The organism is Desulforegula conservatrix Mb1Pa (genome assembly GCF_000426225.1).
In the GTDB taxonomy this organism is placed as follows: Bacteria; Desulfobacterota; Desulfobacteria; order Desulfobacterales; family Desulforegulaceae; genus Desulforegula; species Desulforegula conservatrix.
In genome coordinates this window covers 15,353-30,575 of record NZ_AUEY01000046.1, presented here as the reverse complement: position 1 = coordinate 30,575, position 15,223 = coordinate 15,353, and the positions used below count along the sequence as shown (strand labels likewise).

12 protein-coding genes are annotated in these 15,223 nt (G+C 39.6%); 2 read left to right on the top strand and 10 right to left on the bottom strand.

The window, feature by feature from the left end:
• Nucleotides 1-301 precede the first annotated feature (301 nt).
• The gene (locus K245_RS24730; protein ID WP_051284175.1) at nt 302-1,840 is read right to left on the bottom strand and encodes a hypothetical protein; all 1,539 of its coding nucleotides are present in this window, start codon (nt 1,838-1,840) and stop codon (nt 302-304) included.
• Nucleotides 1,841-2,393: 553 nt separating this feature from the next.
• Here K245_RS24730 and K245_RS0114790 point away from each other — a divergent pair.
• The gene (locus tag K245_RS0114790; protein ID WP_027359860.1) at nt 2,394-3,971 is read left to right on the top strand and encodes an MBL fold metallo-hydrolase RNA specificity domain-containing protein; all 1,578 of its coding nucleotides are present in this window, start codon (nt 2,394-2,396) and stop codon (nt 3,969-3,971) included.
• 179 nt (nt 3,972-4,150) lie between these two features.
• Here the strand turns inward: K245_RS0114790 and K245_RS0114780 are convergent, their stop codons facing one another.
• The 5 genes from K245_RS0114780 to potA form a co-directional block, all read right to left on the bottom strand.
• Nucleotides 4,151-4,915 (bottom strand): RsmE family RNA methyltransferase, encoded by a 765-nt coding sequence (locus tag K245_RS0114780; RefSeq protein ID WP_027359859.1) that lies wholly within the window; start codon nt 4,913-4,915, stop codon nt 4,151-4,153.
• 110 nt (nt 4,916-5,025) lie between these two features.
• Nucleotides 5,026-6,057, bottom strand: a complete 1,032-nt coding sequence (locus K245_RS0114775) for an extracellular solute-binding protein (protein WP_027359858.1) — start codon at nt 6,055-6,057, stop codon at nt 5,026-5,028.
• The gene (gene potC, locus K245_RS0114770) at nt 6,054-6,824 is read right to left on the bottom strand and encodes a spermidine/putrescine ABC transporter permease PotC (protein WP_027359857.1); all 771 of its coding nucleotides are present in this window, start codon (nt 6,822-6,824) and stop codon (nt 6,054-6,056) included. Before potC ends, K245_RS0114775 begins: the two co-directional genes overlap by 4 nt.
• Before the next feature lie 12 nt (nt 6,825-6,836).
• Entirely contained in the window at nt 6,837-7,691 is an 855-nt protein-coding gene (potB, locus tag K245_RS0114765; protein ID WP_027359856.1) for a spermidine/putrescine ABC transporter permease PotB, read from the bottom strand.
• Nucleotides 7,684-8,775, bottom strand: coding sequence for a spermidine/putrescine ABC transporter ATP-binding protein PotA (potA, locus tag K245_RS0114760; RefSeq protein ID WP_027359855.1), 1,092 nt, complete (start codon nt 8,773-8,775; stop codon nt 7,684-7,686). Before potA ends, potB begins: the two co-directional genes overlap by 8 nt.
• A 259-nt stretch (nt 8,776-9,034) precedes the next feature.
• Here potA and K245_RS0114755 point away from each other — a divergent pair, with 259 nt between their 5' ends.
• Complete coding sequence (locus K245_RS0114755; protein ID WP_027359854.1) at nt 9,035-9,388, top strand: hypothetical protein; 354 nt, start codon at nt 9,035-9,037, stop codon at nt 9,386-9,388.
• Nucleotides 9,389-9,688: 300 nt separating this feature from the next.
• Here K245_RS0114755 and K245_RS26785 read toward each other — a convergent pair whose 3' ends face one another.
• Genes K245_RS26785 through K245_RS0114735 form a run of 4 tightly spaced genes read right to left on the bottom strand, consistent with a single transcriptional unit; the run spans nt 9,689 to nt 15,144 of the window.
• The gene (locus tag K245_RS26785) at nt 9,689-12,688 is read right to left on the bottom strand and encodes a hybrid sensor histidine kinase/response regulator (RefSeq protein WP_051284174.1); all 3,000 of its coding nucleotides are present in this window, start codon (nt 12,686-12,688) and stop codon (nt 9,689-9,691) included.
• A 14-nt stretch (nt 12,689-12,702) separates the two neighbouring features.
• Nucleotides 12,703-13,044 (bottom strand): STAS domain-containing protein, encoded by a 342-nt coding sequence (locus K245_RS24720; protein WP_051284173.1) that lies wholly within the window; start codon nt 13,042-13,044, stop codon nt 12,703-12,705.
• Between the two features lie 58 nt (nt 13,045-13,102).
• A complete protein-coding gene (locus K245_RS24715; protein ID WP_051284172.1) occupies nt 13,103-13,651 on the bottom strand; it encodes an ATP-binding protein in 549 nt (182 codons plus the stop codon).
• A 32-nt stretch (nt 13,652-13,683) separates the two neighbouring features.
• Nucleotides 13,684-15,144, bottom strand: a complete 1,461-nt coding sequence (locus K245_RS0114735) for a PP2C family protein-serine/threonine phosphatase (RefSeq protein WP_027359853.1) — start codon at nt 15,142-15,144, stop codon at nt 13,684-13,686.
• Between the last annotated feature and the right edge of the window lie 79 nt (nt 15,145-15,223).

The window sequence follows — 15,223 nt, the reverse complement described above, 5'->3', positions numbered from 1 at the left end:
AAGATGCAGCAAAGAAAGAAGAAAAGAAAGAAGGCGAAGTAAAGCCAGTAGATCCAGCAGCACCTGTTGCACCAGAAGCTCCTAAGAAGTAATTTAGCTTCGGCTTAGTTTTTGGTGGGCGGCGACGCCCACCAGTAAAAGTCCCTTCCTTGCGGAAGGGACTTTTTTATTTGAACGGCTTGTTAAGACAGCCTTTATCCTGCATCCATTTTTCTCAGTTGCTTATGAATTCCAGCCTGAGTGAGAATGACGGGAATCTGACTTTTTGTCACCTTGCCAGATCAAAATAAAAAAACATTGACTACGCAGCGTTTTTATTCATTTCGTTCTCAGTTTTTTCTTCGATGTCAAGGTGAAATTTCACTGGCCCCCTATACCCGTTAAATTCACCATCAAGCGGATATGCTGAATCAGGTTTAGACCAAGAAGTGGCAATAGCCCCATGCCCCTTAGGGAAAGAGGTTATTTCTGCTTTTATAAAATCAAGGGGGGCAAGCGCAGCACTTTTTTCGACCAGATCATCTTTTTCTGCATAACAAATCTGGAAATTGATTCCCTTGTTTTCAATATGTTTCAGGTTAAGTTTTTTGCCAAAAAGTCTGAATGGAAGATTGCCTTCTCTGTCAATCGGAATGGTATATGACGCAAAGCTCATCTTGCTGATATCAAGCGGCAGATCCGTCCTGTCACCGCAGATCCATCTGTTTATGGCCGCAGCTATTTTGGGAACCGGTTTGTGGTCGCTTGGTCTGTCTTGGATCATCTTCATGTCAGACATCATATTTGATAAAGGTGATTCCCTTTCTATGTTTTTGAGCTTGAACACCCAGCCCATAAGTTTCCCGTCTATTACAGAATTGCCATTTTCAAGGATCTTTGTCGCATAGTCGAGTTTTCTGTATCGTTCCGGAAGGCTACTCAGGAAACTTGTTAATCCAGGACTTCTTGTTCCATCCAGAGGAGCAACGCAGGTTATTAATGTGTCGACAACATTATCCAGTTCTCCGGTCAGCATTCCTGTCATTGCCATGAATCCGCCCTGGCAGTATCCGTTTAAAGAAACTTGCTTCTCATGCTTATTCATAAGAAATTCACAAAAATATTTTGTATCGAGCACATCATCCTCGCCTGTCATTGTCTGTACTGAAGGATGAACATTTATGTTTTTGACTACGCGAATGTATGTTGGAATACCTTTGTTTGCAAAACTGTGTGCATAACTGCGGCCTTCATTTGGAAGAAATGCAAGAATATTTGGGCCTAAAACATATGGTGGAATAAGCAAAACAGGTTTTCCGAATTCACGAACAGTTACATCTGGCAAATTGGGGAGAACCTGGTAAAGGTCAAATCTCTCCGTTCCCGCAACTTTTTTATAGCAATCGCTATCCGACAGTTTTAGACCAAAATGATCTTCAATTTCTGATATGGCTTTGTCAATGGATGTTGCCATATGTCGCATTGTTGAAGCTTCTTCCTGGAAAAAAGTTCTGAACCCTTCATGATTTCCTTCAACATAATCCATCCACGCCTTGGTCCATCCTTGAAGCCTTGAGCTGCTGTATTTGTTGAATTCTTCAAATCCTGATCGGATATTTTTTTCAGCCAGAGCCATGTTCCAGTCCATAAGTTCGTTGAAATCACTGAAATCGTCATGGCTGCAAGCCGGGTTTTTTTGCTCCGCAGTTAAAAAGGCATTGATCGCATTAGGGAGGGGGTCGAGAAATATATCGAAATATTTTAACAGGCCATTCATAAAAAGCTGGCCGGATTCAAATGCATGAATAACAGTTTCTGTTGAATATTCAGGTTGGGTAAATAAATTGATCGGTTTGTTCATAAGAATTGCCTCCTTGATGCGGATCTGTAAGATACAGTTATTCTGAAAGGATGTTGAGATATATTAAAGATATAAAAATTAACGGGCCGAAATTAGCTCACTACATACACCAATTAATGCCTGGGACACAGTAGTCCATGACAATTAGTTTTTTATTTAATTGTAATATAAAAACAAATAGTATGACTGGAAAAGATAAAATCGTTGAAATAAATAGGTACGAGTTTCCAGAGGTTTTTATAGCATCCTGATGTTTAAGATGTACTCCAAATAGATGTGTATGGAGATTTTTTTCAGGATTTCTTTTTTTAATATACGATATAAGGCGCGATTACAAGATTTTTTTTAGGCCCAGTGTTTTTATGGTGAACTTTGTTTTTAACTTCTTCTTTATGTGCAGTCGTCAAAACGACTAAAGTGCTTAATACTTTATCTAAAAAGCGAGTAGACGCCTGAATCAGTCTAAACAATAATGTTGGAGACATAAAATGCATATTGAATTATACTTGGTTAGAGTAAATGGCTTCGATTATTCATCTCATGGAGATAAAAAATGAATATTACTTTTTATGGTGCGGTTAGAGAAGTCACAGGTTCTATGCATCTTATGGAATCAGGAGATGACAGGATACTTTTGGACTGCGGCCTGCATCAGGGCAAGAGAAAAGACAGTGAGTCCAAAAACCTGGTGTTCCCATTTGATCCGGCAATTATTACAAATGTTGTTCTTTCCCATGCACACATAGATCATTCCGGCCGATTGCCTCTGCTGACCAAGGGGAAATTCGGTGGCCGAATAATCTGCACACGAGCTACGAAGGATGCATGCACTTACTTGTTGCTGGATTGCGCACATATTCAGGAATCTGATGCTACTTACCTGAATTATAAAACTGTTAAAAGTTTCCTTGCAAGATTTCAAAATCCTAATGGACATAAGGACAAACGCAGGCGAACAGATATCGACATAAAAGATCTCAAGCCTGAAGGTGAAAAGATCAACAAGGAATCCGTATCCCAGGTCATAAGAAAATATAATCTTGAACATGTGGAACCACTTTATAATACAGAAGATGCGCAATTATGTCTTGGTTATTTTGAAGGTTATCCTTATTCCCAATCAATCAAGGTTGGGAAATACATCACATGTAAATTTTATGAGTCAGGGCATATTCTTGGTTCCGGCATTTCAATTTTTACTGTAAAAGAAAAAGGAAAAACTTTAAAGATCGGATATACAGGAGACATTGGTCGTTTTGACAGGCCTATAATAAAGGATCCTGTTCTTGAGTTCGATGCCGATGACAGGGATCTTGATCTACTTATAATGGAAAGTACTTATGGTTCCAGGATTCATGAGCCTGTCGAGGATTCATCCAAAGCTCTTAAATCGACGATTTTTGAAGCTGTTGAAAAAGGCGGGTCTGTGCTTATTCCTGCTTTTGCATTCGGAAGGACCCAGGAGCTTATCTATACTCTTCATGAGATGAAAAACAATAGAGAGATCCCTGATATACCAATCTATGTTGACAGCCCTCTGGCTGGCAATATCACATCTGTTTTCGGAGAGCATCCTGAAGAATACGACAGAGAAACACATGCGACCTTTTTGGAAAAAGGCCAGAATCCGTTCATATTTCCTGGAATCGAGTATGTTTCTTCTGTGGAGGAGTCCATGAATCTCATGCGTGAAGAAAGACCACATATAGTAATATCAGCTTCAGGCATGTGTGAATCAGGAAGAATTTTGCATCATCTGCGTTGTAAGATCCATGATGAAAAAAATACAATACTGATAGTCGGATATATGGCTCAGCATACCCTCGGTAGAAAAATTCTTGAAGAAGGATCTGCTTATGAGAAAAACGGAAGAAAAGGACCCGCGCCTGTTTTGAGAATTCTGAATAAGGAATACCCGCTTAAGGCCAAAATACTAAAACTTGGTGGCTTTAGTGCCCATGCGGATCAAAATGAGCTTTATTCATTTTTGAAGAAGAGCAATCTTAATATAAAAAGGATAGCGGTTGTTCACGGTGAAGAAGACCAGTCAGAAGCCTTCGCAGAATTTTTAAAAGACAAGGGATACAAAGCATTTGTTCCAAGGGCTGGGGAGCATTATTCCATAGATTAAATGGCTATGCTCTGTTTTCAATATTGTTTTTGGGGACGAACCAATGTGCGTCCTTGAGCATGGCCTCAGTATTTCTTTTAAAATCACACAGCCAAAAAGTTTGGTGAGAAAATGGGAAGCCCTTTTGAAAAGGGTTTCCCTGTAAAGCATTTTTGCAAATGAATACACGATTTATACAGCTAAGAGAAGCCTCCTGTTATGTACACTGCGAGTGACGCAGCTACCATTGAGGCTGTTTCAGTACGGAGGATTCTTGAGCCTAAAGATACAGGTACTACTCCTTTTTGAGCAGCTTCGGATATTTCATTTTTTAAAAAACCTCCCTCTGGGCCGACTATAAGGCAAATTTCTCCTGATTCAATATTTTTGAAAGCCTCAGTTATTGTAACGCCCCCATTGTGCTCGCTGAGTATTGCTGCTTTTGAAAATATATGTACGGTTTCCAAAAGATTATCCCATTTTATTGATTCTCCAAGCCCTGGAATGATGCCTCTTCTGCATTGTTTTGCAGCTTTAACAAGAATTTCCGGCCATTTATGGGATTTTTTCTGGGACGAATCTCTTTCTTCAATGGTTAATGATTTTCTTGAAACAAATGGAACGATGGCCGAGACACCTATTTCAGTCAGTTTTTGAAGAATGAGTTCGAATCTTTCCTTTTCAGGAATTGCCTGGAAAACTGTTATTTTGACCCTGGGCTCATGATTTTCCGGGAGAGATTGGAATACATGGGCAACAGCATTGGTGCCGTCCCACTCTGCAAGTCTGGCCCTGTAGAATCGGTTTTTGTGATCTGAAATTGTAATGATTTCACCGGGTCTTGCAAACCATGCCCTGAGTGCGGGGAAAGAGGATTCTGGTATAATTATATCTTGTTCGAGTTCAGGCGTCGAGCATACCCTGATTATGGATTCCATACCGCCATTGTTTATTTGGGTGATCATCGTCTGAACTTTTCATTCATTAATAGGTTTCAAAATGTTTTTAGCATGTAGTCTGTGGATAATGGGGCAGGGTTGTGCGGGACAGTATTGTCCGTCCCGCACATGACGACTCAGTTACCGGTTTTTAGCTTTTCCCAGTATTTTTCATATGTAAGAATCGCATCGCCTATATCTACCTGAAATTCTCCGGCAGATACAGTGCCAGGATCAGGGTAGATCGTTTTGTTAGTTCTTATTTTCTCATCCATTAGCTGACGCGCTGCTTGATTAGGAGTCGCGTAGCCTATTTCATGGCTAATGGCTTTTGCGATTTCAGGCCTTAAAATAAAATTAATGAATTTATGTGCATTTTCAATATTTCTGGCATTCTTTGGAATGATCATACTGTCTATCCAGAAAATTGTGCCCTCCTTCGGATAAATAAACTTTATGTTCTGATTTTCCTGGGAGGCCATATATGCTTCTCCGTTCCATATCATTCCGGCATAAACTTCCTGATTAAGAAACGGCAGCTTGGGAGATTCTGAATTATACAAACGAATGTTTGGTTTGAGAGTTAAAAGTTTTTTGTATGCAGCTTCGATCTGGGCGGGGTCTTTTGTGTTTCCTGAAAAACCGAGGGACATGAGAGCCATGGCAAAGACTTCTCTTATGTCATCAGTCAGAACAAGTCTGTTTTTGAATTCGGGTTTCCACAGATCATTCCATGAAGTTATTGAATTGGGCTCTATGAATTTCGAGTTTACAGCAATTGATGAAGACCCCCATAGATAAGGTATGCTGTATTTGTTGCCAGGATCATATGATTTGTTAAGAAGCGAAGGATCAAGGTTTTTCAGGTTTGAAAGCTTGGATTTATCTATCTCGGTCAGTAGCTCTTCTTTTCTCATTTTGTCGACGTAGTATGTCGATGGAAACACTAAATCATAACCTTCATTTTTTTTAAGAACTTTTATTTTAGCATGCATGGCCTCGTTACTGTCATAGGTCGAATAATTGACCTTGATACCTGTTTCTTTCTGGAAGTCTGCGATCACCTTGTCAGGCATATACTCAGTCCAGTTGTAGATATAAAGTGTTTCGGTCTTTGCCATTGCCAATGATGGTAATAGGACGATTAGGAACGCCAAGGTTTTTTTCATCTTTTTTTCTCCTTTATGAGAAGCTGGGATATGGTGACTGTAACCAGTGTAAAACAGAACAAAAGTGTGCTTAACGCATTTATTTCCGGCTTAACCCCCAATCTGACCATTGAGTATATCTTAAGCGGGAGTATCTCGAATGACGGCCCAGTCACAAAGAAGCTTACAATAACATCATCGAGTGAAAGTGTGAATGAAAGCAGCCAGCCTGCAAGAACAGCAGGCATTATCATTGGAAGAATAATATGTCTGAATGTCTCAAACTCTGTTGCTCCGAGATCCTTTGCCGCATCTGTTATGTTCGGATCGAATCCGCTTATTCTTGCATAAACGGTCACAACAACAAATGGCAAGCAGAAGGTTATATGCGATAAGAGTAGAGTAAGAAAACCGACTTTGAGTCCAATGAACATGAAAAACATCAGAAGGGAAATTCCCATAACGATATCAGGGCTCATCATCACAGAATACACCATTGTGTAGAGGGCTTTTCTGCCTGTGAATCGGTATCTGTAAAACGCCACGGCAGCAAGAGTGCCAATGATTGTTGCGGCAAGGCTTGAACATATTGCTATTATTAAGGAATTCATTGCAGCATCTAATATAAGCTGATTTGATATAAGCTTTTCATACCATTCAAGGCTGAAACCCTGCCATCCTATGGCGTATTTGGACTTGTTGAACGAGTAAGCAATCAAAATCAGAAGCGGCGCATAAAGGAATAAATATATTAATCCAACGTATAAGTGTTTTATTGTATTTTTCATTTTCAGCCGTTGCTAATCCATCAAAGATGCGTTGAATCTTTTCATTGCCTTGAAATAAAGAATCATGAATGTAGTCAGAAGGAGTGTTAAAAAGACACTCGCAGCTGATCCAAAAGGCCAGTTACCCGCTGTCAAAAACTGATTTTTGATAAAGTTGCCGATTAATATGGATTTGGCTCCTCCAAGAAGGTCAGGTATGTAAAAAAGTCCGAGCGCAGGCAAAAATACCATTATGCATCCAGCAATTATTCCTGGCATTGTGATGGGTATTATTATTCTTGTAAATACCTGAACGGCTGAGGCTCCAAGGTCATATGCAGCTTCAATTAGCCTTTTGTCCAGTTTTTCAAGAGATGCATAAAGAGGCATGATCATGAATGGGAGCAGGGTATAGACAAGCCCAATATAAACGGCAAAATCAGTATACATTATTTCCAGAGGCTCGTTTATAATGCCTGTGAACATAAGGAATGAATTAAGTATTCCATTGGATTTAAGTATTACGATTAGGGCATATGTCCGTATCAGGGAGCTTGTCCAGAATGGAATAATGACAAAAAGAAGGCAGGCTTTTCTTGCTGCTGGCTTCAGTTTGGAGATTATGAACGCAAACGGATACGCTGCCACAAGGCAGAGTGCCGTAGTTACGAATGCGTATGTGATCGATTTTACGAATATTTCAAAATATACAGGCTCAAAAAGAGACAGATAGTTTTCTAATGTAGGAATGAATTTGATGATATCCGTTTCATCTCTTTCCAAAAAACTTGCCGCAAGAATCAGAAGATTGGGGATGAATATAAGGATTATTATCCACAAAGAGATAATTGAGATAGATATATTTTTGAAATTAAACCTTTTATTCATCTGGAAGAATAACCTCCCATCCATTTATCCATGTAAGGTTGACTCGTTCACCTGTTGTGTAATAAATATCTTCACTATCCTCATTGAAGAATTCCGTGATGTTGATTTTATGCCCTGATTCAAGATTGACGACCAGATCCACGGTCGTACCTTTATAGATGAGTTCCTCGACCCTGCCTCTCCAGAATGGCGTTGCGGGTTTGATGCTTGCCCTTGATACTTTTATGTCCTCAGGCCTGAGAAGCATTTTGATTTTCTGGTTTGGAGTAAAACTTTTTGTGTTCGGGCAGTCAAAAGTCATGTCTTCTGCTGTGACAGCCATTCGGTCTCCCTTTGTTCCTATTACTCTTCCGTCAAAAACATTTATTTCCCCAACAAATTTAGCCACAAACATATTGGCCGGATTTTCATATATTTCTTTTGGAGTCCCTGACTGCTCAATTTTGCCTTGGTTCATCACAAGAACTCTGTCTGACATTGTGAGGGCTTCTTCCTGGTCATGGGTCACGAAAATAAATGTGATTCCTAATTTCCTGTGAAGATGCTTGAGCTCAATCTGCATAGTTCGTCTGAGTTTGTAGTCAAGAGCGCTCATGGGTTCATCAAGTAGAAGGATGAGAGGCTTGTTTACGATGGCCCTTGCCATAGCCACTCTCTGCTGCTGGCCGCCGGAAAGCTGCTGGATGTTTCTGTTTTCGAGGCCATCTAGCTTGACCAGTTCAAGAATGGCCTGGACTTTTTCATTTATTTCATTTTTAGGGATTTTTTTCAGTTCCAGTCCAAAGGCTATATTTTGGAATACTGACATGTGAGGAAAAAGAGCATAACTCTGGAAAACGGTATTCACATCGCGTTTGTTTGCAGGTATGCCATTGACCCTTTTCCCGTTGATGTAAATGTCGCCTGACTCACAGGACTCAAGACCGGCAATAAGTCTCAGTATTGTTGTTTTTCCGCACCCTGAAGGGCCCAGCAATGTAAGGAATTCTCCCGGATAAATATCAAGGGAGATGTCGTGCAGAACCATTTCTGTGTTGTCATATGTTTTTGTTATGTTTTTAAGGCTAACAACTGGTTTTTGCATTACTTCATCTCCATAATTGATATACTCTGCGGCCACGAATCATAAATATAATTTCATGGAAGTCAATATTTTATGGCATCGAAAAATAATTTGAAAGTATAGCCGACGATATCATTAAAAGCTGTTTTTAGAGATGCCTTTATCATTTTACTGTTGTATATATATAGCTAATCAGGTCTGTTTTACAGGCCCTAATAAGCAGCTTTTTATGTTATCAGACAATGTATTTTGGGGTTAATTCCAGAAAGGGGAGTCTTCTATGCCTGTAAACCATTTCCTCCAAAAAACCGAAAAACTGGCATTGAATTGCTACCATGAGCCGCATGATATTAATGAACTTATGATTAATCATGTACCTTTTACAGGAGCTCTTTTCAATCATCCCCATGATTCTGAAAAGATTGTAATCGTTCCAGACCCCTTCAGTTCCAATACTTCTTATTATGAATTCAGATCATCTGATATATGTTTTGCAGAGGAAATGCCAAATATAGTCGGCGTATCCGGGGAAGTGATACCAATAGCAAGGATCTGGGTGAAGAAAAAAAGTATTGGAATCAGATGCTCCCCTTTTGTGGTGGAGGATGTATTTCAGGGAATGAGGGGCGTTTAGATGCTTTTGAAATTTTCGATACTGGAACTGTAAAGTATTTTGTTTAGATGTTTTTTTACATGATCGGCATTCTATCGTGAAATATGATGCTAAACTGATTGAGTGCCGATTCCCAAATCCCGCATAAGGACTTTAATAGCTATAATATGATTATCCTGATGAAGTTTTTCTCCGTAACAAAATTCGTTCGGTGAGTTTGCCGTTTTTTGACAGCCGAAAAGAATTTCCTTTTCCCTTGCTGATGCATACCCTTCAAGGATTAATGTAATGATTGAGATGGCAATTAGGATGATTTTATTTTTATTTATGCTCTCCTATATTGGCATCCAGTAAGCTTCGTATGGTGTCAGACAGCCTTTTCTGACTCAGGGGCTTTACAATATAATTGTTTACACCTGCTTGCTTAAGTCTTTCAGGTGTAAGTTGCTCTGAAAAACCTGAGCAGATGATTATCGGGATGTTTTCTCTGATTTTTTTAATCCTATATGCGAGTTCAAGCCCAGTCATGCCCGGCATTGTCTGGTCGGTAATAATTATGTCAAAGTCATCGGGCTTTTGTCTGAAAGTCTCAATCGCTTTAAATGGATCTGTAAAGCCTGTTACATGATATCCAAGATTTTCCAAAAGAAGAATGCTGATTTCAGCAATTGTTTCCTCATCATCAACAAAAAGAACTCTTTCTTTTCCTTTTGGCGTTGTTTCTGAAAAAATATTTATTTCATTTTTCTGGGAGACATTTGTTATTGGGAGATAGACACTGAATTTTGTTCCTTTCCCGGATATGCTTTCAACAGTTATTTCTCCACCATGGCTTTTTACAATCCCGTGGGACATCGAAAGCCCCAGCCCTGTTCCTTTTCCAGGCTCTTTGGTGGTGAAAAAAGGCTCGAAGATTCTTTCCTTGACTTCGTCGCTCATTCCTACTCCATCGTCCTGCACAGTAAGAACAAAATAGGGGCAATTATTGAGGCAAACCGGTATTTTTGCAAGATCTTTGGGCTCAAAGGAATTTAGAGTTATCCCTAAACACCCGCCCTTTTTTTCCATCGCATGAACCGCGTTGGTGCAAAGATTCAAGAGAATCTGATGAATCTGCGTGGGATTGCCTATAATCATTTTTGAGCTGTTTTCTATCTCGTTTTTGATGCTTATAGTCGCTGGCACTGATGCTCTTATCAGCCTTAGTGTCTCTGTTACAATCGGGCTGAGTGCGAAGGGCTTCATTTCTTCTTCGTTTTTTCTGGCGAATGTAAGAATCTGCTTGATCAGATCAGCAGCCCTCTGGCAGGAACCTTGGGCCTTCTGGAGATATTCATTTGTCCGGGCTTCTGAAAAAAGCTGGGCAAGAGAAATATATCCAAGGATTCCTGAAAGGATGTTGTTGAAGTCATGGGCAATTCCGCCTGCAAGCGCGCCTATGGCCTCCATTTTTTGGGCTTGCATCAGATTTGTTTCAAGTATTTTTATTTCTGTGACATCTCTCATTATTATTATTGCGGCAGACGGGAGATCTCTGTTTTCAAAATAAGGATAAAAAGCTGCGTCAAGATATTTGCTGCCCAATCCTGGTAAATTGAGCCAGTTTCTGAAATGGACGTTTTCACCATTCAGGCATTTTATAATGGATGGTTCGATTATTCCCTGGTATTGATTCTCACCGAAAACGTCCAGGAGACTTGTTTCATAAATTTTTTTTTCTGCGAGGCAAAACGCTTTTTCATATGCCTTGTTTATTGTCTTATGAAACTGGTTTCTGTCAATCAGCGCTATGATATCATTTGATGCTGATACAATTTTGGCAAACTCCCTAAGTTTTTCCTCTGTCTCTTTTAGCTTTGTAATGTCTGTTATCATCGCAAAAGAAGCTGACGGCTCTCCTGACATATCCTGGCTTTCATAAATAGGCGCTGCGCTTATCAGGCAGTGAACCAATTCACCTGTATTGGATATTATGGATGCTTCATATTTGCTTTTTTCTCCCTTTTTTCTCTTTTCAAGCTGATCAAGAACTATCGCCACGGAATCAGGAGGAATGAACCCTGAAATACTCCTGTTTATGATTTCTTCTTTAGGAAGACCTATTATTTTACATACTTCCTGATTTATATTTATGATGGTGCCTGAAAAGTCTATCTCAAGGAATCCTTCATTTGATGTTTCCAGAAGGTTCATCAGTCTTGCTTCGTTTTTCCTGGCAGTTAGCTCCGCTTCCTTCAGTATCTGGTTATTAATCTGGAGCTCTAAATGAAGAATGCTGTTTTTTATGGGGGCAATGGACTGTCTTGCAAGCATGGCTGCCTGATCAAGTTCGTTCTTCTTGTAAAAAGAAGGTCCGATTGCTTTTTGCCCCAAGAAACAAAGAGCCCGGAACATGTCTTCATGTTGTAGAGGAAAGCATATAGAGGCATTAACACTGTCAAGTAAGCCAGAAAAGCCTAAAAGCGACTCTGTTTCTCTCCTGATAAAATTTTTGTCTGCAATTATCTGGAAGGATTTTTTATCAAGAAATATTTTTTGGGGTAAAGACAAGTCATTCTTTTTTATTGTGTTTGCAATCAAGGTGAATTCTTCTGGGTCTTTCAATGAAATGTAGAAAAGACCACTTTCTGATTTCATGTAACCCATGACACTAAGAAGAAGAGCGTGGCAAAGCATATCAAGATTAAGACTGGATGTAAGGGCTCTGCGTGTTTCTTCAAGTGCCTCAAGCTCAAATAGCTTTTTTTCAAGATCCTCCTTCTTTTTAGTAAGAAGTCCTATCCCTATAAGATTGCTGATTGCTATTCCGGAGTAAGACGCGATGAGTTTTAGGAAGTTTATATCCTCATCTGAATACTGATCGTTTATTCCCCTTATTTTAGGGCCGCATAGAAGCAATGCGATAAGTTTGTTGTGGAAATGAACAGGAATGATTAACGTGCAGGCAAGCTCATTCAGGACTTCCAAAGTTGCCCTGGTTTCAGTTTTCTCAAGCTCTTTAAAAAAAGCGTATCCTTGTCCATCTATAATTTTATTTAATTCTTCAGTGAATTTAAGTACTTTTTTATCCTTGGGTAAATTTATCCCTTTGACGGTTTTAATCTCAAATATGCAGCTATTTTGATTCACATGAAGCAGTATTGATGTGACCGATATGCCTTTTTCTCCCATGCATGTCAGCATAATGGCATCGAAAACCACCTTTAGTGTTCGAGCCGAATTAAGGACCTTTGCAAAATCGAGCAGGGTTTCAAGCGAATGAATCTTTCTGGCCGAGCCTGAATCATCTGCAAGACTCTCTCTTGTTGGTTTGTCAGGCATCAGTGGTTACCTTTTCATGAGGAAAAACTGTCCATTCCTTTTTCAAGGCTGTCGAAAGTCTTGAAGAAATCTGTCATATCAAGAAGGGAAAACACCCTGAGTACTCTTGAATCCATTTTTACAAATCTTATGTCTCCACCTTTTGTGCGTACTTTTTTTATCACCCCGATGAAGCAGCCTATGCCTGCGCTGCTTATGTATGTGAGCTCGGGTATATACATAATGATTTTGGGTTCCGGCTTTTCAGCCACTCTTTCAAGAACATCTTCAAGTCTTGGGCTTGTATCCGCATTCAGAATACCGCTGAGGGTTATTATTTCAATATTGTCTTTAATCTCTTGTTTGATTGTAAGCATTTTATACTCCTTCTTTTCCGCAGACCATGATTCCTTAGGCAACAAATTTTAAAACTGCTTATTTGCTTTTGTTCGGGTATATATATTTGACCATGGTCAGGCAGTTTCTGACTCCAGGAGACACAACATATTCGACTTCATCCATTATTTTTTTGATTAGATATACTCCAAGTCCACCTTTACTAAGGCTTTCAAGATATCTTTCCTTGTCCACAGGAGCAAGAAGTTCAGGATTGAACAGCTGGCCTTCTTCTCCTTTGTCCATGAGGGTTATGGTTACCTTGTTGGGTTCTATGCTGATTTCTACCTGCACGGCACCAATGCTCTGCCCCCTGTAAGAATGGCGGATTACATTTGTGCATGCTTCATCGAGTGCTAGACTTATGTCTTCGATATCGTCGTCGGAAAATCCGGGAGCTATCCGTGCTATCTGTTTAGTGACCCTTCTTATAAGCTCAAGCTGTGATGTATGGCCTGGAAAGCTAATCCTGATATTGGCTGCATTTTCCATGGTAATCTGGTTAAGCAGGGGATCAGGAATTCCGAGTTTTTTTCCTTCGTCGAGGAGGTAGCCGTAGATCCCGTCTATTGTTGGTTTTGGTATCATAGGTGTAAATATCCTGTATTTCATGTTAATGCCTATTTTCTTTTAATAACGATTATGGTTATGTCGTCATTTTGATTTTTGCTGCCCTGATAATGCATAATCTGTGATTTTATTTCATCCATCATTTCCTTTGCCGTAAGGTGAATTAGGTTTTTAATCATATCATAAAAACCTTCACCAAGCATTTTGCCATTATCATCCATGGCATCTGTGGCTCCGTCTGTGTAAAGTACCAATGTCTCATTTGGCTGTAAATCAATCATATGACTCTGTAATCTTGTTTCAAAATTGTCTGCGTGTATGCAGCATATCGGATACCCCGATGGCTTTATAAATGTAATTTCACCCTGGGAATTGCAGTGTATTAACGGTTCATGCCCTGCACAAAGATAGGTGATGTTTCCATTTTCTTTCATCAAGAGGTACGCCATTGTTATAAACTGGTTTTCAGGGAGTTCGTTTCTGACATAAGTATTTATTATATTTAGCATTATGTCTGGAAATCTGTGGAGCTCCGGTCTGGACCTTAGAAGCACCCTGACTGTGTTTATATGTATTGAGGCAGGCATCCCTTTGCCAGATGCATCCGCAATAACAATTCCTGTGTTGCTATCGTCGATTTCGAAGAAATCGAAATAGTCGCCGCTTACCTCAAGTGCCGGCAGGAAAAGAAAAGACACGTCATAGCTTGGGGACTCAGGAGCTTTTCTTGGAATTACGTATCTCTGAAGGGATGCGGCTGCTCCAAGTTCACCCTCTATCCTTGATTTTGCCTTAATCTCTTCATAGGATATTTTTAATCTCTGCCTCATCCTGTTAATTGCCCTGACAACAAGATCCAGTTCGTCGAGTCTACTGTTTTTACCGTGCTTTCTATTCAGGACAAGTGGATCATCAAGCTTGCCAAGATCAAGATTGGCCGCATAATTTCCCATCACAGCCAGATGTTTTGTGATGATCATGTTCGAAAGAATTACAATGAATATTGAAACAATAAATGTTTTTACTGTCTGAGAGGCAAGAATTATAAAAAATTTTTCCTTAAGTCTCTGGATTACTTCGACTTTTGAGGCGGCAACCTTCAGTGACGCTATGCTTATATATGTTCCGGATCTTTCATATATTACAGGATATTCCGCAATCAGCAGAGGGATGTTGGTTGCCTTTTCTCCGGCCGAAACAGAAAGAGCCGATTTTTCTCCGGCCATATTGATTTCAGCGTAAACAATATCCCGCATGCTCAAAATGCCATTGAGCTGTGTTTTAAGTCCGTCTGTATCCATGTTCCATACATGATGGGCTATGCTGTCGGTATAGCTGATTTTTATCTGTTTAAGACTTTCTTCAATTATCGATATATCTTTCTTGTAGTCGAAATACAGTTGAAGCACAGTAATAATAAGAGTAAGAAAAGAACTTACGAGTAATATATAAGCAAGCAACCTGAAAGAAATAGAGCGTATTCTCTTATATGTTTTTTTAGCAAAAATCATATATACATAATTCTTGATGGATTAGTGATTGATTTGTGGAAATGATGAAAAGGTCTGCTGCTAAAGAGAATATTGAATT